This is a genomic window from Streptomyces viridifaciens (assembly GCF_001888885.2).
Taxonomy (GTDB): Bacteria; Actinomycetota; Actinomycetes; order Streptomycetales; family Streptomycetaceae; genus Kitasatospora; species Kitasatospora aureofaciens.
This window is the reverse complement of record NZ_CP090841.1, coordinates 4,519,367-4,538,904: the sequence shown is the minus strand read 5'-3', so window position 1 is coordinate 4,538,904 and position 19,538 is coordinate 4,519,367. Positions and strand designations below refer to the sequence as shown.

Below are 19,538 nucleotides of genomic sequence, written 5' to 3'. Positions count from 1 at the left end.
CGAACCGGCTGACGGGGTTTCACGCGGTGGGCGTGATCCCGCTCACGCGGGGTCGTGATTGCCCGCGAGGCCCCCGGCCTGGGTGGGCGAGGGCCTGCGCGTGGGCGTCAGGGCCGGTCGTCGCGGTGCTCGGGGTGGGGCATCTTGAGGGTGGCGAGGACACCGAGGGCGACGGTGGCGATCGCCAGGGCGAGGAGGGCGACGAGGACGGCGCCGACGAAGAACTTCACCGGTGCCACGGCTCGTCCCTCTCCAGGTCGCGGAGGAGGTGGAGGAGGTTGAGGAGAGTGCTCACCGGGGAGTTGCCGAAGTCGATCAGGATGCGGCCGTCGAGGGTCTTCTCGCCGGGCGCGGCGGAGCCCCAGAGGAGGCCGTGCGGGAGGCCCCGGCGGTGCAACTCGCCGAGCAGGGTGGTGATTTGAGTTTCGGTGTAGTCGCGCATCCGGGGGTCGTCCGGGGCGATGGGGTCGCGGGTCACGCGTCGGAGTCCAGCTCGTACCAGGTGGTCTTGCCGCGCTTCTGCGGGTCGACGCCCCAGCGGTCGGTGAGGCCCTCGACCAGCTGGAGGCCCCGGCCGGTCTCGGTGAGGCCGGGGGACGTTCGCGGCTGCGGGAGGGCGTCGCTCTCGTCGGAGACGGTGACGCGGAGGGTCTGGTCGAGGATGGAGAACCAGACGACGGGCGCGGGGGTCGCGCCGTGCCGCCAGGCGTTGGAGATCAGCTCGCAGAGGGCGAGTTCGGCGTTGAAGATGGCCTCGGCGTCCCAGCGGCCGCTGCGGGTCATGGCGTCCCGCAGGGCCTGACGGGAAAGGGTGAGCGAGGGGGTGTTACGGATGCACACGGGAACCTCCGTGAGGCTGTGGTGTGGGAGAGGTGACGACGGTCGTCACCGTGAGCCAGGCCGGGGCGGCGGCTGCTCTTCGGCGTGCGGGCAGCAGGCGCCTACTGCCCTGGATGCAGGCTTTACTGACGATGCGTCGTATCGAGCTGGGAACGACGATAGCGCGGTCCGCCACAGATTTGTGGCGGACCGCAAGAAGTTCCCTCTAACGTGGCAGTCTCTCTGCGGCAGACTGGTCCCACGACCTGCAGAGAGGACGCCATGGCGCTTCGATCGAACCCAACTCTCCGTCAGCGTCGACTGGGCGCCGAGCTGCGAAGGATGCGGGAGCAAGCCGGACTCGGCGGCAGTCAGCTGGCTCGGGCGCTGGGCATCAACCCTGCCCATGTGACGCAGATGGAGAGCGGGAAGACGGGCATCAGCGTCGAACGCCTGCGCACGATCGCCGCGTTGTGCATGTGCGTCAACGAACCCCTGATCGAGGCACTGGCGGAGATCATCACGGATCGAGACAAGGGAGGCTGGTGGGAGGAGTACCAAGGACGCCTCTCACAGGACTTCCTTGAGGTCGCCGAGATTGAAAGCCACGCGCGTGGGCTCTCGGTCTACACGATGGCCTTCATCCATGGCCTGCTTCAGACGAAAGCCTATGCCTCGGCCATCTTTGCTCGCTCCTATCCGCCTCTTCCGAGTCACGAGGTGGACCTGAGGACAGCCTTTCGCTTGCGGCGTCAGCACATCATCCGATCAGAGGCGACCCCACTGGTCGCATACGTCCACGAAGCGGCGCTGCGCATGCAGTTCAGCGGGGCTGCGGTCCAAGCCGAACAGCTCGGCACCCTAGTTGAAGCCTCCGAGCAGCCCAACGTCTCGATCCGCGTTGTGCTGTTCGATGTCGATGCGCTCCCACTCAATTACGAGAACTTCACGTACGTCGAGGGTCCAATTCAAGAACTCGACACAGTGCAGGCTGACTCAGGCGTTGGCAACCTGCTCTTCGACGCACCAGCCCACACAGCCCGGTTCCGATCGCTGCTCGCCCAGATCAGCTCGGCCGCCCTCTCGGAAGAGGAATCCCGAGAGTTCATTCGCTCCATCAAGAAGGACATGGAAAGCAAATATGCTTAACTCCACCTGGCAGAAGTCAAGTTACTCAGGCTCGAACTCCGACTGCGTTGAGGTTCGGGCTGCCGACAGGTTGGTCGAACTCCGCGAGTCCGACGAGGGTGATGTCATCGTCCGCACCACGCCGCTCAAGTTCGCTGCATTTCTCCAGGCCGCCAAGGCAGGCGAGTTCGACCACCTCATCACCAACGCCTAAGCAATCGTTCCGGCGGCCTCTTGCTCCCCCGCAAAAGGCCGCCGGTGGCTAGCCTGACACTCATGACCAGCTCTGCGTGGCAGAAGTCCAGCTTCAGTGAAGCAGCCAGCAATTGCGTCGAGGTGCGCGCACATGAAGGAGTGACCGAACTCCGTGAGTCCGACGACGGCGACGTCATCGTCTGCACGACGCCTACCAAGTTTGCCAAGCTCCTCCAGGCCGCCAAGACGGGCGAGTTCGACCACCTGACCACCACCCCCTGAACGCGAAGCCCCCGCGCCCGCCACCCCGGGGGCGCGGGGGCCGTCCGCAGTCCGGGGCTCAGACCTCCCGGACGCCTGCCCGCCAGACCGCCGCCGTGAGCGGAACGCCCGGGCGGTAGGCCAGGTGGACGTGTGAGGGGGCGTCCAGCAGCAGCAGGTCCGCCCGCGCGCCGACCGCGATCGTGCCAACGTCGCTGCGCCGCAGCGCGTGCGCGCCACCGGCGGTGGCCGCCCAGACCGCCTCGTCCGGGGTCATCCCCATCTCCCGCACCGCCACCGCGATGCAGAACGCCATCGAACTCGTGAAGCTCGATCCCGGGTTGCAGTCCGTCGACAGCGCGACCACCGCGCCCGCGTCCAACAACCTGCGCCCGCTCGGGTACTCGGCTCGCGTGGAGAACTCCGCCCCCGGCAGCAGCGTCGCGACCGTCGCCGAACCGGCCAGCGCTGCCACGTCCTCATCGGTCAGATGGGTGCAGTGGTCCGCCGAGGCTGCTCCCAGCTCCACCGCGAGCTGCACCCCCGGCCCGTACGTCAGCTGGTTGGCGTGCACCCTCGGCGTGAGCCCGCGCTCGATGCCCGCCGTCAGGACGGCCCGCGCCTGGTCGCCGTCGAACGCCCCCTTCTCGCAGAACACGTCCACCCAACGGGCGTGCGGCGCACAGGCGTCCAGCATCTCGCCGGTCACCAGGTCCACGTAGCCCGCCGGGTCCTCGGCGTACTCGGGGGCCACGATGTGCGCACCCAGGTATGTCGTCTCCGGGGTGTGCCGGGCCGCGATCCGCAGCGCCCGGGCCTCGTCCTCGACCGTCAGCCCGTAGCCGGACTTGCACTCGATCGTGGTGGTGCCCTGCCGCAGCGCCTCCCGGACGAACCCGGCCAGGTTCGCCTCCAGCTCCGCATCCGAAGCGGCCCTGGTCGCCGCCACCGTCGTGCGGATGCCGCCCGCCGAGTACGCCTGCCCGGACATCCGGGCGTTGAACTCGGCGGTGCGGTCGCCCGCGAACACCAGGTGGGCGTGCGAGTCGACGAAGCCGGGCAGCAGCGCCCGGCCCTCGGCGTCGAAGCGCTCGTCCGCCGCCGGGGCCTGCGCCGCCGGGCCGACCCAGGCGACGGTGTCGCCGTCGATCACCACGGCCGCGTCGGTGAGCAGGCCGAGCGGCCCGGTGCCGTGCCCGGGGTCGTTGGTGACCAGGCTGCCGATGCCCGTGATCACAGTGGTCCTGGTGCTCAAGTCAACGCCTTCCGAAGGGAGTCGGACAAAGGGAGTCGGACAACAGGGTTCAGCAGTCCAGCGCGCCGATCGCGGAGCGCAGCGCCCCCGGCACGTCGGCCACCAGCTGGTGGACGCCGTCCCGGACGACGTGCCGCCCGCCGACCACCAGGTGCCGCACGTCCGCCGCCGAGGCCGCGAAGACCGCGATCTCGGCGCCGAGCCGGGGCGGCGGCCCGGCCGTACGGACGGTGTCCAGCGCGATCGCCGTGAAGTCGGCGAGCGCACCGGCCTCGATCCGCCCGGCCTCGGGCCAGCCCAGCGAGGCGTGCCCGTCCTCGCCCCCGGCCCGCAGCAGCGCGTTCGCCGTCCAGTGCCCGCGGGTGCGGGTCCGCAGCCGCTCGTCCAGCTCCAGTGCCCGCGCCTCCTCCCACGGGTCGATGATCGCGTGGCTGTCGCTGCCCAGGCTGATCGGGCTGCCCGCCGAGGCGAGTCGGCGGGCCGGGCCGATGCCGTCGGCGAGGTCCCGCTCGGTGGTGGGGCACATGCAGACGGTGGTGGAGGAGTCGGCGAGGAGCGTGACGTCCTCGTCGGTGAGGTGGGTGGCGTGCACGGCCGAGGTGCGCGGGCCGAGCGCGCCGTGGTCGGCGAGCAGCCGCGTCGGGGTGACGCCGTGCGCGGCCAGGCAGGCGTCGTTCTCGGCGGTCTGCTCGGACAGGTGGACGTGCAGCGGCGCCCCGCGCATCGCCGACCAGTGCGCGACGGTGCCCAGCTGCTCGGCCGGGACGGCCCGGACCGAGTGGATGGCAGCGCCGATCCGGGCGTGCTCGCGCGGCTTGAGCGCGTCGGCGCGGACCGCCCAGGCCTCGGCGTCGCCGTCGCTGAACCGCAGCTGCGGGTGGGTGGGTTCGGCGCCGAAACCGGAGGACAGGTAGCAGGTGTCCAGCAGGGTGATCCGGATGCCGGCCCGGGCGGCGGCCTCGATCAGCGCCTCGCCCATCGCGTTCGGGTCGGTGTAGCGGGCGCCGCCGGGCGCGTGGTGCAGGTAGTGGAACTCGCCGACGGCGCTGATCCCGGCGAGCGCCATCTCGGCGTAGACGGCGGTGGCGAGTTCCAGGTAGCTGTCCGGGTCGAGCGCGCCGGCGAAACGGTACATGGTGTCCCGCCAGGTCCAGAATGTCCCGGAGCCGACCTGGACGTGCCCGCGCAGCGCCCGGTGGAAGGCGTGCGAGTGGGCGTTGGCCTGGCCGGGCAGCAGCAGCCCGTCGAGGCGGACGGCGCCGGGCGGGCAGGGCCCGCTGTCCGGCTCCACCCGGACGATCCGGCCGTCGGGGCCGGTGGTGATCAGCACGTCCTGCTCGACCACCGGCCCGTTGGGGTGCGGCAGCCAGGCGTACTGCGCCCAGTAGCTCACCGGCACGGTCAATGACACGCCAGGTCCTCCAGTACGTCGGCGAGGGCGGTAACCCCGGCCAGGCAGTCGGCCGTCTCGGCGTGCTCGGCCGGGGAGTGCGAGACGCCGGTGGGGTTGCGCACGAACAGCATGGCGGTCGGGATGGCGGACGCCAGGATCCCGGCGTCGTGTCCCGCGCCGGTGGGCAGCACCGGGGCGTCGAGCAGCTTGGCGAGCCGGTCGCGCAGCGGGCCGTCGAAGTCCACCACCGGGGTGTAGGACTCGCGGGTCAGCTCGACCCGGACGCCGTCGCGCTCGCCGCGCTCGGCGGCGGCCCGCTCGATCTCGGCGACCAGCTCGGTGAGGGTGCGCTCGTCGGCGGCCCGGGAGTCCAACCAGCCGCGCACCAGCGACGCGATCGCGTTGGTGCCGTTGGGCTCGACCGCGACCTTGCCGAAGGTGGCCAGCGCGCCCGCCAGCTTCGCCTTCTTGCGGGCGGCGAGCACCGTGTTGGCGTACGTCAGCATCGGGTCGCGGCGGTCCTCGATCCGGGTGGTGCCGGCGTGGTTGGCCTCGCCGTGGAAGTCGAAGCGCCAGCGGCCGTGCGGCCAGATCGCCCCGGCCACACCCACCGGCTGCCCCTCGGCGAGGTGGCGGCCCTGTTCGACGTGGAGTTCGACGAAGGCGCCGATCCGGGACAGCCGCTCCTCGTCCGCGCCGATCGCGGTCGGGTCGTAGCCGGCCTTCTCCATCGCGTCGGGCAGCCGCACCCCGCCGGCGTCGCGCAGCTCGTACGCGGCGTCGCGGGAGAGCACCCCGGCGGTCAGCCGGGATCCGATGCAGGCCACGCCGAACCGGGCGCCCTCCTCGTCACCGAAGTTGACGATCGCCAGGGGCTTGTCGAACTCGGCCCCGCGGGCGCGCAGTTCGTCCAGGGCGGCGAAGGAGGAGACCACCCCGAGCGGGCCGTCGAAGGCGCCGCCGTCCGGGACGGAGTCCAGGTGCGAGCCGGTGACGACCGCGCCCTCACCGTGAGGATCGCCCAGCCAGGCCCACTGGTTGCCGTTGCGGTCCAGCTCGTACGTCAGGCCGCGGCCGCGGGCCTGCTGCTCGAACCAGGCACGGCACTCGGCGTCGGCGGAGTTCCAGGCGAAGCGGCGGTAGCCGCCGGAGGCGGCGGAGCGGCCCACGGGGAGCAGCTCCGCCCACATCTCTTGGAAGGTCACAGCTCACCCATCGGGACGCGCACACCGCGCTCGGCGGCGACCTCGGTGGCGCGGTCGTACCCGGCGTCCACGTGCCGGATGACGCCCATGCCCGGGTCGTTGGTGAGCACCCGGCGGATCTTCTCGCCCGCCAGCGCCGTACCGTCGGCGACGGTGACCTGGCCGGCGTGGATCGAGCGGCCGATGCCGACGCCGCCGCCGTGGTGGATGGACACCCAGGAGGCACCGGAGGCCACGTTGACCATGGCGTTGAGCAGCGGCCAGTCGGCGATCGCGTCCGAGCCGTCCAGCATCGCCTCGGTCTCGCGGTACGGGGAGGCCACCGAGCCGCAGTCCAGGTGGTCGCGGCCGATCACGATCGGGGCGGACAGCTCGCCGGAGGCGACCATGTCGTTGAAGCGCTCACCTGCCTTGTCGCGCTCGCCGTAGCCGAGCCAGCAGATGCGCGCGGGCAGGCCCTGGAAGTGCACCTTCTCCTGGGCCATCTTGATCCAGCGGGCCAGCGACTCGTTCTCCGGGAAGAGGTCGAGGACGGCCTTGTCGGTCTTGTGGATGTCCTGCGGGTCGCCGGACAGCGCGGCCCAGCGGAACGGGCCCTTGCCCTCGCAGAACAGCGGGCGGATGTACGCCGGGACGAAGCCGGGGAAGGCGAACGCGCGGTCGTAGCCGGCCAGCTGGGCCTCGCCGCGGATCGAGTTGCCGTAGTCGAAGACCTCGGCGCCACGGTCCAGGAAGCCGACCATCGCCTCGACGTGGGCGGCCATCGACTCGCGGGCGCGCTGGGTGAACTCGGCGGGCTTGGCGGCCGCGTAGTCGGCCATGTCGTCGAAGGCGACGCCGACCGGCAGGTAGGCCAGCGGGTCGTGGGCGCTGGTCTGGTCGGTGACGATGTCGATCGGCGCGTCCATCGCGAGCAGCTGCGGGACCAGTTCGGCGGCGTTGCCCAGCACGCCGATGGAGAGCGGCTGCTTCTTGTCGCGGGCGGCGGTGGCGAGCTCCAGGGCGTGGCTGAGGTCCTTGGCCTCGACGTCCAGGTAGCGGTGCTCGATCCGGCGGGAGATCCGGGACGGGTCGCAGTCGATGCAGATCGCCACGCCGCCGTTCATGGTGACGGCCAGCGGCTGGGCGCCGCCCATCCCGCCCAGACCGGCGGTGAGGGTGATGGTGCCCTCCAGCGTGCCGTTGAAGCGCTTGTTGGCGACGGCGGCGAAGGTCTCGTAGGTGCCCTGGAGGATGCCCTGGGTGCCGATGTAGATCCAGGAGCCGGCGGTCATCTGGCCGTACATGGTGAGCCCGAGGCTCTCCAGCCGGCGGAACTCCTCCCAGTTGGCCCAGTCGCCGACCAGGTTGGAGTTGGCGATCAGCACGCGCGGCGCCCACTCGTGGGTCTGCATGACGCCGACCGGCCGCCCGGACTGGACCAGCATGGTCTCGTCCTGCTTCAGCCCCTGCAGCGTCTTCACCATGGCGTCGAAGGAGCGCCAGTCCCGCGCGGCCTTGCCGGTGCCGCCGTACACGACCAGCTTCGAGGGGTGCTCGGCCACCTCGGGGTCGAGGTTGTTCATCAGCATCCGCAGCGCAGCCTCCTGCTGCCACCCCTGCGTCGTGAGTCCCGTCCCCCGCGCCGCACGCACCTCACGCGGCCCGCTCGCCTGCTGCTGCACCATGTCCCGGCCTCTCTGCGGATGGATTCATTCAAGCTCGGTTCGACTGAATATAACTAAACAAGCCACTTTCGACCAGACCCCCGAACAATCCGATCAGCCCCGGCGGCCACCGACCTCCACCCGCGCCCCAGACCCTCGGCCACCCACCCGTTCGGCCTGGCAACGACGGGCATCGAGCATCAGGAGCGGACACCCGCGCGCATCACGGCGAGGGGTTAACAGATTCGAGCTCACGGCAATGCGCTTGCGGCGTCAGCGACGCGACTGTAGTGTCCGGAAAGACGGGAACGGCACGCACAGGCCGGTGATCCGCCACGGCCGCGCAGTGCCTCCGAGGCGATGCGCCCGAGAAACAGCAGTGCCCCGGGCGGCATGCAGGCAGAGGCGACCCGGGGCTTACTCGACCGAGATTACCAGTCGTCTCCGGGGCTGCAAGGCCTCACCGTCCACTCGGGGGATTCCGTGAACACCGGCGAATGGCCCACCTGGGCAGAGCGCAGCCTCTCGGGAGCGCGCCTGCAGACCTACGCCACGGCGGCCGGTGGCCGGTCTGCGGCGATCCGGTTGTACTGGTGGAACATCGAAGTGTCGGCCGCCTTCTACGGTCCCCTTCACTGTCTTGAGGTGGCCCTGCGCAACGCCCTGCACGGCGCCCTCATGCACAGGTTCGGACGCCCCGACTGGTGGTCGATCGCACCGCTGGACGCTGATGGCGCCCGGCTCGTCTCGGACGCCCAGACCAAGTGCGGGCGGCGGATCAACCACCGACCGGCGACTGCCGACGACGTGGTCGCCGAACTCTCCTTCGGCTTCTGGGTGAAGCTGCTGTCCAGGAGGTACGACCGGACCTTCTGGGTCCCGGCCCTCCACCGGGCCTTCCCACGCGGATCGGGACGCCGGGACGACCTGCACCGGCAGTTCACCACCATGATGCTGTTGCGCAACCGCATCAGCCACCACGAACCGATCCACCACCGCCGTCTGGAAGCCGACCACGCGACTCTCTTCCGCCTCCTGGACCTCCTGAACGCCGACCTGTCGGCCGAGGCGAGGCAGCTGGACAGGGTCCCGACCGTACTGAAGCAGCGCCAGGACACCTGCGCCGGCCTGCGCACCCCACAGTTCTGACCGAAGGTGGTGAGCACCATGCCGGAGGGCACCGCACGATTCATCTCCCGTTCCGGCATCGCCAAGCACGCCGGGGTGAGCCGACCCGCCGTCAGCAACTGGGAAAGGCGCCACCCCGACTACCCGAAGCCGGTGCTGGTAGGGGGGGCCGAGTTGTTCGCGGTCGACGAGGTGGCCGCATGGCTGTCGCCACGTGCGATTCCGGCCAATGCACTCAACGCCGACGAGCGCCCCGGAACCACCTACGGCGACCGGTTCCGTCGATCCGCAGGCATCCGCGAAGAGACGGACGCGCCCGACCCCGCGCTGTCGCGTCGCCTGGCGACGGCGCTGCTGGGCCCACTCGGCGAGCCCTGGCGTCATTCGGGCCGGGAATCCCTGTACCTGGAACTCCTCCTGTCACTCGTCTTCGTTCGTGGGTACGCTCCGACCGAGTGGCGGACTGCCACGTATGACCTTCACCACGGGCGAAGCCCGATCTGGAGCCTGGCCCGGATCCGGGCCGACCTGCTCGGGCCGGAGGGCGACGGATGGGTCGGCGAGGCCGACGGGCCTATCACCGATCCCGAGCGATGGTCTCTGGAGAGGGCCGGCCACCTCATCGAGGAGATCACCCACGCACCCCAGGCCGCCGACCTGTTCGGCCTACTGCTCCAGACCGAGACCGAGAAACTCGGACGGCGCGGCGAACAGCTGGTGACTCCGCCGTCCCTGCGTCGGCTCATGGTCGAGTTGGCGGGCGAGCTCCCGCAGCCTTCCGACATCTACGATCCGTTCTGCCGCTCCGGCGAGCTGCTCGTGGAATTCGGCGGCAAGCCAACCGGGCGCGGCCCGACCGTGGACCTGGCCGTCGCCGAGACCCCGAACGAACGGCACCGCCGGATCGCCGCGATGAACCTGATGCTGCACGGCGTTCCGTTCCGGACCGCGATCGAGCCTTACCTGCCCAGCGAACGTGGGCGGACCGGGCCAGTCGCCTACGACCTGGTCCTGACCAATCCACCATTCAGCATGAAGGCCCGCTACGACGCACGTTTCGCCTGGGAGGACTGGCCGTTCGGCACTCCACCGGAGCGTAATGCGGACTTGGGATGGATCCAGCACGCGGTCCGGTCGTTGACCCCCGACGGGCAGGCCATCGTCGTCATGGCCAATGGTGCGGCCTTCCGCGGGGGCAGGGAGCGCGAGATTCGCGCCCGGCTCCTGTCAGCCGGCGTCGTCGAAGGAGTGGTCGCGCTCCCCCCCGGCCTCTTCAGCTCGACGACCATCGGGGTCTGTCTGTGGCTCCTACGCCGCCCCTCCGGGGACTCCCCACCGGACGTGTGGTTCGTCGACGCCCGGGAAGCGGGAGAGATGGACACCCGCACGCTGCGCGTACTGACCGAGACGGACGTGTCGGAGCTGGTCGCCGAGTACCGGGCGTGGCGGCGAGCTCCCCACGAGTTCACCGGAAGCCGCTCCCCTCGCTGGTCGAGCAGCCGCGCCACCTTCGCTGAGATCAAGGCGGCGGACTTCGTACTCGACCCGGCCAGATACATGCACCGGTCCGGCCCCCCGATCGACCTGGCCGCCACCACGGACCGGCTGCACCGGATCCGCGAGGAACTGGCTCGCCTGCACGTGCGAGCCCAGGAAGTGGACCACCAGGTCGCCCGCCTGCTGAACGGAATGCCATGACGTACAGTGCCGAGCAGCCGATCCCGGCCGACTGGACGACCACGGAACTCGGCGAGCTCTGTGAGATCCAGTCCGGCCCCGGCCACCTCACGAATCCGGCGAGCCGCAGCAACGCCGGCATCCCGTTGCTGCGCCCGATGAACATCGGCTACCGGGGGCAGATCGTCCACGCCGATCTCACTTTCCTGCCCCAGGAGGCAGAGTCGAAGGTCGATCAGTACCGCCTGCGGCCGGGCGACATCGTTTGCGCGCGCACGGGAGATCCGGGGCGGGCGGCCCGCATCACCGATGCAGAAGCAGGCTGGCTGTTCAGCGGCAACCTGCTGCGGCTGCGGCTCCGTGCCCCGGAATGGCAGGGGTACCTGCTGCACTACCTGGGCAGTCCCGTGGCCAAGAACTGGTTCGAACAGGCCAGTACGAGCACGGTCGGCATCCCGAGCGTCACGGTGGCGGCCCTCTCCAAGCTGCCGGTGAACCTGCCGCCCCGCGCGCAAGCCGCCGCCATCACGGAGATCCTGGAAGGGCTGTCGGAGAAGATCGCCGTCCACGAAGAGATCGCCCGTACCACCGCAGAGCTGCGCGACCTCATCTCCCCGGCAATGTTCACCGGGGCCATGTCGCCGCACTGGAACTGAGCGCGCCGGTCCTCTCGTCACGCCGCGGCGTCGCCGCCGTCCCAGTCGATGCCGATCTCGGCGAGCCAGCGGCGGTCGGCGGCGTCGGGGGCGGGCGGGGAGGGCGGGCGGGGGATGTTCTGGACCGGACCGAGGCCGTACTTCTCGGCGGCCGCGGTGGCGCGGGCGTCGGGTTCGATGACGCCGACGTGGACGGCGGACTCGTCGCCCGGGTCGAGGACGGTCAGTTCGGGTTCGGGCAGGCGCCGCAGGGTGACGCGGCGTCCGCAGGCGGGGCAGGACCATTCGTCGGCACCCGAGGCCAGGCGGGCGACGAACTTCATCTCGTGGATCACGCGCATGGGCGGCACCCCCTGCAGTAGGGGATGCCCGGGTTCGTGGCAAGTACTCCCCCGGCCTCATGTCGAGGCTGTGCTCATTCCAGGCCGCGCCTATTCCAAGAACAGCCCCCGCGCCGCCGCCGCGTGTTCGACCGCCTCCAACCGGGCCTCCGCGCCGGGGAGTTCGTCGCACATGGTCTGCAGCAGCACCCGGCCGAGCATCATCGGCGCGCAGGCGGTGTCGAAGACCAGCCCGGTGCCGACGGCGGCCGGCAGCATCAGGTCGGAGAGCTTGGCCACCGGCGAGAAGGCGCTGTCGGCCACGGTGAGCACGGTCAGCCCGCACTCCCGGGCCACCACCAGGGCGTCCATCAACTCCCGCGGGTAGCGCGGCAGGGCGAAGCACAGCAGCGCGGTGGCACCCGCCGCGGTGGCCTGTTCCAGCCGGTCGGCGAGCATGCTGCCGCCCTCGTCCAGCAGCCGGACGTCCGGGTGCACCTTGGCCGCGAAGTACGCGAAGCCGCGCGCCTGTGCCGAGGCCGCCCGCAGACCGAGCACCGGCAGCGGGCGGGAGGCGGCGAGCAGCCGGGCGGCCCGGATGATCGGCTCGGGGTCGGCGAGCAGTTCGGCGAGGTGGCGCAGGTGCTCGATCTCGGCCAGCACGGCCTGCTGGTGCTCGTTGCGCACGGCGTCGTCCGGGGTCTCCGGTGCGGCCGGCTCGCCCGCGCCGAGTTCGCGCAGCTGCTTGCGCAGCGCCGGGTAGCCGTCGTACCCGAGGGCGACCGCGAAGCGGGTGACGGAGGGCTGGCTGACCCCGGCGAGTTCGGCGACCTCGACGCTGGACAGGAACGGCGCCTCGCCGGCGTGCCGGACCAGCGAGTGGGCGATCCGCCGCTGGGTGGGCGTCAGCCGGTGCCCCTCGAACAGCTGGAGCAGCCGGGCGGAGGGGCCGACGGTACCGGCCTCGTCGGTGGCGGTCATCAGCTCTACCTCCGGATGCGAGCGTTCGGAACGACGACTGTGCAGCAGCGCGCCGCCCCTGGCAAAGACGTCTCGTACGGCGGGACGTCGCACGGACGTCCCCATGATCGGGCACCGGGCCGGGGGCCGGGCACCGGCCTCGGGGTAACCCTGATTTCTCCCTGACCCCGCCCGGATTCCCCCCGCGAACGGATGGACCGGGCCGGCCGGCGGCCCCACGCTACTGGCATGGACACTCGCCAGGACGAACTTCGGCGCGACCTCGACGCCACCCTGCAGGCCCGCAAGGAGCTCGGCAAGGAGTACGAGGAGGAGCTCGTCGACTCCTTCATGAAGCGCCTCGACGCCCGCCTGGACGCCCGGGTGGAGCGTTCGGTGGCCGCACGGCTGGACGACTACGAGCCCGACCACCGCGACCGGGACAGGGACCGGAGCCGGCGCCACCACCACCGCGGCTGGGCCCCTGGCCGGGCCGGCAACCGGATGGCGGTGGTCTCGCTGGCCTTCGGCATCCCGCTGACCGCGATCGCGAGCAACCCCGGCAGCGGTGGCTTCGCCGGCCTGCTCGCCTGCTGGGCGGGCATCGTCGGGGTCAACTTCGCCGCGGCCCTGGGCAACCGCCGCGACCGGGACGAGCGCCGGACGCGGGGCGACTGGGACTGAGCCCCGGCCGCCCCGCGTCCGGGACAACTCAGGCCAGCGGGCCGGTGACCCGCTCGACCGCCCGCACCAGGTCCCCGGAGGCGACCAGCGCGGCGGCGGCCTCCAGGTCCGGCGAGAGGAAGCGGTCGCGGCCGGCGCCGCCGACCCCCGCCTCACGGGCGGCGGCCATCGCGGCCGCGGTGGCCGGGGCCAGCCCGCCCGAGGCGTCGGCCTGCTGACGGATCTCCAGCGCGCGGGCTGCGGCGGTCAGTTCGACGGCGAGGATGCGGCCGAGGTTCTCGACGGCCTGGCGCAGCTTGCGGGCGGCCGACCAGCCCATCGACACGTGGTCCTCCTGCATCGCGGAGGACGGGATCGAGTCGACCGAGGCCGGGACGGCGAGCCGCTTGTTCTCGCTGACCAGCGCCGCCTGGGTGTACTGGGCGATCATCAGGCCGGAGTCCACGCCCGGGTCGTCGGCCAGGAAGGCCGGCAGGCCGTGCGAGCGGGCCTTGTCGAGCAGCCGGTCGGTGCGGCGCTCGGAGATCGAGCCGAGGTCGGCGGCGGCGATGGCGAGGAAGTCCAGCACGTACGCCACCGGCGCACCGTGGAAGTTGCCGTTGGACTCCACCCGGCCGTCCGGCAGCACCACCGGGTTGTCCACCGAGGCGGCGAGCTCGCGCGAGGCGACCAGCTGGGCGTGCGCCAGGGTGTCCCGGCCGGCCCCGGCGACCTGCGGGGCGCAGCGGATCGAGTAGGCGTCCTGGACTCGCGGCGCGTCGTCCTGGTGGTGGCCGGTGAGGCCGGAGCCCTTGAGCACGGCGAGCATGTTGGCGGCGCTGAGCGCCTGGCCCGGGTGCGGGCGTATCGGGGCGTGCAGCTCGGGGGCGAGCACCTTGTCGGTGCCGAGCAGCGCCTCCAGGGTCATCGCGGCGGTAATGTCGGCGGTGGTGAACAGGCGCTGCAGGTCGGCGATGGCCATCACGAGCATGCCGAGCATGCCGTCGGTGCCGTTGATGAGGGCCAGGCCCTCCTTCTCCAGCAGCTCGACCGGCTCGATCCCGGCGGCGGCCAGCAGCTCGGCGACGGGCTTCTCCACACCGTCCGGGGCGGTGGCGGTGCCCTCGCCCATCAGCACCAGGGCGCAGTGCGACAGCGGCGCGAGGTCGCCGGAGCAGCCGAGCGAGCCGAACTCGCGCACCACCGGGGTGATGCCCGCGTTGAGCAGGGCGGCCATGGTCTGGGCGACCAGCGGGCGGACGCCGGTGCGGCCGGAGGCCAGCGTCTTCATCCGGAGGAACATCAGCGCGCGGACCACCTCGCGCTCGACCGCCGGGCCCATGCCGGCCGCGTGCGAGCGGACCAGCGAGCGCTGCAGCTGGGCACGCAGCTCGGGGCTGATGTGCCGGACGGCGAGCGCGCCGAAGCCGGTCGACACGCCGTAGACGGGGCGCGGCTCGGCCGCGAGGGCGTCGATCCGCGCGCGGGCGGCCGCCATCTCGGCGAGCGCGTCGGGACCGATCTCGACCCGGGCGTTGCCCCGGGCGACGGCCAGCACGTCCTCCGCACTGACGTCGGCCTTACCGACCTGGACCAGCGGAGCGTCGGGGGCCACAGCACTGTGCATATCCATATACACAATCACATCAGGTGAATGGAGATATGACAACAGCTGCCCACCATCCGATCCGGATTCTCCGATGCCCGGATCCGTGCCGCACCCCCGGGGGTCCACTCCCCCCCGGGGGGCCGCTCCCAGCGACTAACCCTTCAGCTCGGCCTCGATCAGGTCCACTGCCCGCACGGTGCCACCCTCGGCCCGGCCCGCGGCGGACAGCACCGCCAGCCGCTCGGCCACCGCCGGATCGTCGACCAGCTCCAGCAGCGCGGCGCGCAGCGCCTCCGCGGTGGCCTGCTCGGTGTCCAACCGGCGCGCCACGCCGAGGCCGACCAGCGCGTCCGCGTTGGCGAACTGGTCGACAGCCTGCGGCACGGCGATCATCGGCACCGCGTGGAACAGCCCCTCGCTGGAGCCGCCCATGCCCGCGTGGGTGACGAAGGCGTCCGCCTGGGCGAGCACCGACAGCTGCGGCACCCACCGGTGCACCTCCACGGTGTCCGGCACCTCGCCCAGCGCCGCCAGGTCGGTGTGCCGGCCTATCTGCAGCACGGTGTGCCAGCCCGGCAGGTCGCCGAAGGCCTCGATGCACGCCCGGTAGAACGCGGGCTGGTTGGTGTAGGCCGAGCCCAGCGAGACCAGCAGCACCTTCTCGGCGCCCGCCGGGCGCTCCCACCGCCCCTGGTGGGCACGGTCGCCGAAGCAGGGCCCGACGAAGCTGACCCGCCGCTCGTCCACCCGGTCCGCGTTGGGCTGGAGCGCCCGCGGGACGAGCGCGATGCACCGCTCGGGGCGGTTCTTGAAGGCCTCGACGTCCCGCTGCACCGCGCCGGCCCCGGCCAGCCAGTCGGCGAACCGCCGGTGGTGCTCGGGGCCGCCGGGGCCACTGCGGATCGCCTCGAAGACCTCGGCCAGGTCCTCTTCGCCGCCGTCCCAGCCGACGAAGCTGGAGGACAGCTGCACCACCGGCACGCCCAGCCGTTCGCCGAGCGCCCGCCCGGCGAAGCCCGCGATGTCGTAGAGCACCAGGTCGGGGTGGTCGTCCTCGAAGGCCTCCAGCAGGGCGGACCACATCGACAGCGCGTCGTCCAGGAACACCTCCTGGATCGCCACCGGGTCCTCCGGCCAGCCGGCCGGGTCGTCGGTGAGCGGCAGCGCGGTCGCGTACGGGACGAAGGACGCGCCGGTGGACTCGACGATCTCACGGAAGGACGGGTCGTTGACGTAACTGACCCGGTACCCCCGGGCGACCAGCTCGGTGATCACGGCGAGGCTGGGGTTGACGTGCCCGTGCGCCGGAACGGAGACCATCAGGATGTGTGCGGGGCGGTTCATGTGCACCTCCGGGGAAAGCGATGAAGACGAGACGTTCCGTCTCGCAGGAACGGTAAGACAATACGTCTCGTCTCGTCATCTCGCATAGACTTTTCCCATGGCCTCCAGAACCGCCCCCGACCCCGCCCGCCGCAGCGAACGCGCCCGCGCCGCCGTCCTCACCGCCGCCGCCGAGCTCGTCGCCGAAGTCGGCTACGGCAAGCTGACCATCGAGGCGATCGCCGCCCGGGCCGGCGTCGGCAAGCAGACCATCTACCGGTGGTGGCCCTCAAAGGGCGCCGTGGTCTTCGACGCCTTCCTCGCCGTCAACCAGCACGAGGGCGGCCTCGCCCTCCCCGACACCGGCGACCTCGCCGCCGACCTGCGGGCCGTCCTGCGCCCCACCAGCGACGAACTCACCGACCCGCGCGCCGACCGCACCTATCGCGCCATCATCGCCGAGCTCCTCAACGACCCGGTGCTGCACTCCGAGTACCGCACCCGCCTGCTGGACCCGCTACTGGAAGTCACCCGCGACCGCCTCCGGGCCGCCCGCGAGGCCGGCCAACTCGCCCCCGACGCCGACCTCGACCTCGCCGTCGAACTGGTCTACGGACCGCTCTACTACCGCTGGCAGTACCGGCTCGGCCCGCTCACCCACGAGCACGCGGACCGCCTGGTCGACGCCGCCCTACGGGCCCTCAACCACCCTGCCGCCAACGGGACCTCCGACGCCTGACCGCGTACACCGCGAGTACCACCAACAGCACGACCAGCAGCACGGCGAAGGCGAGCCAGCCGAAAACCGCGTCGAGCGCCCGGCCGACCACGCTGCGCCGGGTCTTGCGCTTGTGCCGCGAGGACGCGTGGGTGATCTGATGCGCCCGCAGCCCGACCCGCGCCGTCCGCACAGCCGCCGGACCGGTCGCCCCCGCCGACGCCGTACCGACCTGCCCCGCCGCCCGCACCACCGGCACCACTCGCACCACCGGCACCGCCGACGCGGGCCCGGCCCCCGCCACCCCGCCGCCCAGCACCAGCACCCCGGTCACCGCCGCACCCACCAGCCGTCCGCCCATGGTCACCCCCTGCTCCCCGGTCCAGCCCCGACACCATCCCACCCCGCCCCCCCACCAGGACACCCCGTACCCTCAACCGCGACCCAGCCGCGACACCCCGGTCACCGAACCGGCACATCCCCCTCCGTGGGCGCGCGGGCAACGCCCCGCGCGCCCACCAAGCACCCCCCACCCCTCTCACCCGACCAAGGCGAGAGGGACGCGCTGCGGGAGGGGCGGTGGAGGGGGTGGCTGCGGAAGGGGGCGTTGCGGGCGAGCGGCCACCCCCGGAACCGTCCCGGCGCCACCCACTCTCCCGAGAGCCCCCACCCCCAACAACAACCCCCGCCGTCACATCACCGGCGGCGAGGCCGCCCCCGCCAGGGCGACCGCCACCAGCGCCCGCATCGCGCAGGCCGCCTGGCCGAGCGGCAGGGTGGCGTCGTCGGCGAACAGCTCGACCAGCCAGCCGCCCGCCGGGTTCTGGCCGCCCGCCGCGACCATGCCGCGGTAGCCGGAGACGACGAGCATCGCCTCCTCCGCCGGGTCGTTGCCCGCCGCGCCCGCCCGCAGCGCGAAGGCGCCGCCGCGGACGGCGCGGCGGGTCATCGGGTAGTGGCGGAGGTCGAAGACGGCGTCGGGTGCCTCGATCTGGGCGCGCTGGGTCTCGGCGCGGGTGCTGCTGGGGCCGCTGGTCATCCGGTAGACGGCGTGCTGGGAGGTGCGCATCAGGTGGGAGCCCGGCGGGACGTACGAGACCCACCAGCCGACGGCGTCGAGCAGCCGGGCGGAGGTCTCGGCGACGACGACCAGTTTGCCGAGGGTGTCGGCGGGGTGGACGGCCCGGGCGGCCGAGGCCTGGTCGAGGGCCGAGAGCACGGCGGTGAGCAGCTGCCCCGGGTCGGCGCTGTGGGCGGCGCCGCGGAAGCGCCGCCGGTCGGCCGCACCGGCCCGGCCGCCGGGGCCGCGCCGGCCGTCGGCGCGGTGGTGGGGGTCGGCGGCGTCGGCGAGCAGCACGGTGGGATCGGGCGAGAAGCCGGGGCCGTGGCTACGCCCGGCGACCACCGGGTGGGCGGCGCGGGCGGCCTTGGCGCGGTACTGGGCGGCGTCGGCGAGCCGGAAGAGCCGGTCGGGGGTGGTGACCGGGCCGATGGAGTCCCCGGTGGAGGCGACGCCGCAGGCGACACCCTCGCCCTCGGACAGGGCGAGCGCCCGCGCGCACAGTTCCTCGGCGACGGCGACCACCTCGTCGGCCTTCTGCCCCTCCGCGAGCAGGCAGAACTCGTCGCCGCCGAGCCGGGCGGCGAGGCTGCCGGGCAGTTTGGCGGCGGCCAGGGACAGCTGGTGGGCGAAGCGCTCCAGGAGCCGGTCGCCCATCTCGTGGCCGAGCTGGTCGTTGACCCGCTTCAGCCCGTTGACGTCGCAGACCACCAGCGAGACCACGGTGTTGTCCCGGTTGTGCGCCTCCAGCGCGCTCTCCAGCCGGGCGTCGACGGCGCGCCGGTTGGCGAGGCCGGTGAGCGGGTCGGAGAAGGCGAGTTTGCGCAGGTCGGCGAGGCGCTCGGTCTGGGCGAGCCCGGCGGAGACCTGGGCGGCGAGCAGGGTCGCGTAGTCGGCGTCGGCCTCGGTGAACCCGGGCATCCCGGTCGACCGGGCGAGGTACAGCTCTCCCCAGGCCTGTCCGTGCAGCACGATCGGCGCGACCACGCAGCAGGCCCGGCCGCGCCGGCGCAGCGCGGCGGCGCGTTCCTGGCAGTACGCGCCGGCGGTCGGGTGGATGTGCCCGGTGTACGGCTCGTCGTTCTCGGCGGTCTGCAGCCAGGCGCGCGGCAGCCGTCCGGTGCTCCAGCGCTCCTCCAGGTAGGTGACGATCTCCGGGAAGTCCGCGACCGGGTACGACTCGTCCTCGGGCAGTTCCTCCTCGCCGGGCGCGAGCTCGCCGTGGTTGACCAGCACCCGGAGCCGGCCGGACTCGCGGTCCCATACGGAGACGGCGGCCATGGTCGCGCCGAGCGCCTCGGTGGCCCGGGCGGCGGCGGCGCGGACGGCCTCCAGCGGGGTGAGCGCCCCGGCCATGTCCTGGGCGAGTTCGACCACCGACTGCAGCCGCAGGTCGGGCAGCGGGTCGGAGCGGTGCGGGCCATCGCAGTCGCAGCCGCGGTCCGTCATGATCGCCTCACTGCTCACCGGCTCGCCTCGCTCCCTGTGCTCGGTCCTGCCGGACCCCCACCGGTCGGCCGCA

General features: G+C 72.2%; 20 protein-coding genes and 1 pseudogene. 8 read left to right on the top strand and 13 right to left on the bottom strand.

Annotated elements, in window-relative coordinates:
• Nucleotides 1-107: 107 nt before the first annotated feature.
• The 3 genes from BOQ63_RS27460 to BOQ63_RS27450 are packed head-to-tail and all read right to left on the bottom strand — an operon-like array spanning nt 108 to nt 840.
• Nucleotides 108-239: a hypothetical protein gene (locus tag BOQ63_RS27460; protein WP_318299381.1), complete on the bottom strand. Its 132-nt coding sequence runs from the start codon at nt 237-239 to the stop codon at nt 108-110.
• Nucleotides 227-478 (bottom strand): hypothetical protein, encoded by a 252-nt coding sequence (locus BOQ63_RS27455; RefSeq protein ID WP_072655134.1) that lies wholly within the window; start codon nt 476-478, stop codon nt 227-229. Before BOQ63_RS27455 ends, BOQ63_RS27460 begins: the two co-directional genes overlap by 13 nt.
• Nucleotides 475-840, bottom strand: a complete 366-nt coding sequence (locus BOQ63_RS27450; protein WP_072655133.1) for an ATP-binding protein — start codon at nt 838-840, stop codon at nt 475-477. Before BOQ63_RS27450 ends, BOQ63_RS27455 begins: the two co-directional genes overlap by 4 nt.
• A gap of 261 nt (nt 841-1,101) precedes the next feature.
• Here BOQ63_RS27450 and BOQ63_RS27445 point away from each other — a divergent pair, with 261 nt between their 5' ends.
• The 3 genes from BOQ63_RS27445 (at nt 1,102) to BOQ63_RS27435 (ending at nt 2,424) form a co-directional block, all read left to right on the top strand.
• Nucleotides 1,102-1,968 (top strand): helix-turn-helix domain-containing protein, encoded by an 867-nt coding sequence (locus BOQ63_RS27445; protein ID WP_072655132.1) that lies wholly within the window; start codon nt 1,102-1,104, stop codon nt 1,966-1,968.
• Nucleotides 1,961-2,161: a DUF397 domain-containing protein gene (locus BOQ63_RS27440; protein ID WP_072655131.1), complete on the top strand. Its 201-nt coding sequence runs from the start codon at nt 1,961-1,963 to the stop codon at nt 2,159-2,161. The genes BOQ63_RS27445 and BOQ63_RS27440 overlap by 8 nt, the downstream gene beginning before the upstream one ends.
• A gap of 62 nt (nt 2,162-2,223) precedes the next feature.
• Nucleotides 2,224-2,424: a DUF397 domain-containing protein gene (locus tag BOQ63_RS27435; protein WP_072655130.1), complete on the top strand. Its 201-nt coding sequence runs from the start codon at nt 2,224-2,226 to the stop codon at nt 2,422-2,424.
• 58 nt (nt 2,425-2,482) lie between these two features.
• On the opposite strand, the gene hutI is transcribed toward BOQ63_RS27435, so the two are convergent.
• From hutI to hutU, 4 genes are read right to left on the bottom strand one after another with little or no spacing between them, the layout of a single operon-like run.
• Complete coding sequence (gene hutI / locus BOQ63_RS27430) at nt 2,483-3,658, bottom strand: imidazolonepropionase (RefSeq protein WP_072655129.1); 1,176 nt, start codon at nt 3,656-3,658, stop codon at nt 2,483-2,485.
• 49 nt (nt 3,659-3,707) lie between these two features.
• Nucleotides 3,708-5,069 (bottom strand): formimidoylglutamate deiminase, encoded by a 1,362-nt coding sequence (locus tag BOQ63_RS27425; RefSeq protein ID WP_223886049.1) that lies wholly within the window; start codon nt 5,067-5,069, stop codon nt 3,708-3,710.
• Nucleotides 5,060-6,241 carry an allantoate amidohydrolase gene (locus BOQ63_RS27420; protein WP_030281058.1) on the bottom strand — a complete coding sequence of 394 codons (1,182 nt, stop codon included), beginning with the start codon at nt 6,239-6,241 and terminating at the stop codon, nt 5,060-5,062. Before BOQ63_RS27420 ends, BOQ63_RS27425 begins: the two co-directional genes overlap by 10 nt.
• Nucleotides 6,242-6,252: 11 nt before the next feature.
• On the bottom strand, nt 6,253-7,923 hold the full coding sequence (gene hutU, locus BOQ63_RS27415; protein WP_030281056.1) for a urocanate hydratase: 1,671 nt from the start codon (nt 7,921-7,923) through the stop codon (nt 6,253-6,255).
• A gap of 462 nt (nt 7,924-8,385) precedes the next feature.
• Between hutU and BOQ63_RS27410 the strand changes: the two genes are divergently transcribed.
• Genes BOQ63_RS27410 through BOQ63_RS27400 form a run of 3 tightly spaced genes read left to right on the top strand, consistent with a single transcriptional unit; the run spans nt 8,386 to nt 11,363 of the window.
• Nucleotides 8,386-9,051, top strand: a complete 666-nt coding sequence (locus BOQ63_RS27410) for a hypothetical protein (protein WP_030281054.1) — start codon at nt 8,386-8,388, stop codon at nt 9,049-9,051.
• Nucleotides 9,052-9,069: 18 nt separating this feature from the next.
• Nucleotides 9,070-10,728, top strand: coding sequence for an N-6 DNA methylase (locus BOQ63_RS27405; protein WP_072655127.1), 1,659 nt, complete (start codon nt 9,070-9,072; stop codon nt 10,726-10,728).
• Entirely contained in the window at nt 10,725-11,363 is a 639-nt protein-coding gene (locus BOQ63_RS27400; RefSeq protein ID WP_030281050.1) for a restriction endonuclease subunit S, read from the top strand. Before BOQ63_RS27405 ends, BOQ63_RS27400 begins: the two co-directional genes overlap by 4 nt.
• Nucleotides 11,364-11,380: 17 nt before the next feature.
• Here the strand turns inward: BOQ63_RS27400 and BOQ63_RS27395 are convergent, their stop codons facing one another.
• A complete protein-coding gene (locus tag BOQ63_RS27395) occupies nt 11,381-11,704 on the bottom strand; it encodes a hypothetical protein (protein WP_033350007.1) in 324 nt (107 codons plus the stop codon).
• 90 nt (nt 11,705-11,794) lie between these two features.
• Nucleotides 11,795-12,664 carry a MurR/RpiR family transcriptional regulator gene (locus tag BOQ63_RS27390; protein WP_030281045.1) on the bottom strand — a complete coding sequence of 290 codons (870 nt, stop codon included), beginning with the start codon at nt 12,662-12,664 and terminating at the stop codon, nt 11,795-11,797.
• 228 nt (nt 12,665-12,892) lie between these two features.
• Here BOQ63_RS27390 and BOQ63_RS27385 point away from each other — a divergent pair, with 228 nt between their 5' ends.
• Nucleotides 12,893-13,327, top strand: a complete 435-nt coding sequence (locus BOQ63_RS27385; protein ID WP_030281042.1) for a hypothetical protein — start codon at nt 12,893-12,895, stop codon at nt 13,325-13,327.
• A 28-nt stretch (nt 13,328-13,355) separates the two neighbouring features.
• On the opposite strand, the gene hutH is transcribed toward BOQ63_RS27385, so the two are convergent.
• Together hutH and BOQ63_RS27375 are read right to left on the bottom strand one after the other, a co-directional pair.
• Nucleotides 13,356-14,939, bottom strand: coding sequence for a histidine ammonia-lyase (hutH, locus tag BOQ63_RS27380; protein ID WP_107488557.1), 1,584 nt, complete (start codon nt 14,937-14,939; stop codon nt 13,356-13,358).
• 129 nt (nt 14,940-15,068) lie between these two features.
• The gene (locus tag BOQ63_RS27375; protein WP_030553180.1) at nt 15,069-16,259 is read right to left on the bottom strand and encodes a macrolide family glycosyltransferase; all 1,191 of its coding nucleotides are present in this window, start codon (nt 16,257-16,259) and stop codon (nt 15,069-15,071) included.
• Nucleotides 16,260-16,356: 97 nt separating this feature from the next.
• Between BOQ63_RS27375 and BOQ63_RS27370 the strand changes: the two genes are divergently transcribed.
• Nucleotides 16,357-16,977 (top strand): TetR/AcrR family transcriptional regulator, encoded by a 621-nt coding sequence (locus BOQ63_RS27370; RefSeq protein WP_072655125.1) that lies wholly within the window; start codon nt 16,357-16,359, stop codon nt 16,975-16,977.
• Here BOQ63_RS27370 and BOQ63_RS27365 read toward each other — a convergent pair.
• Nucleotides 16,940-17,323, bottom strand: coding sequence for a hypothetical protein (locus tag BOQ63_RS27365; RefSeq protein WP_030553176.1), 384 nt, complete (start codon nt 17,321-17,323; stop codon nt 16,940-16,942). The genes BOQ63_RS27370 and BOQ63_RS27365 overlap by 38 nt on opposite strands.
• 891 nt (nt 17,324-18,214) lie before the next feature.
• Nucleotides 18,215-19,465: pseudogene (locus tag BOQ63_RS27360) on the bottom strand (GGDEF domain-containing protein); the annotation flags it as partial.
• Between the last annotated feature and the right edge of the window lie 73 nt (nt 19,466-19,538).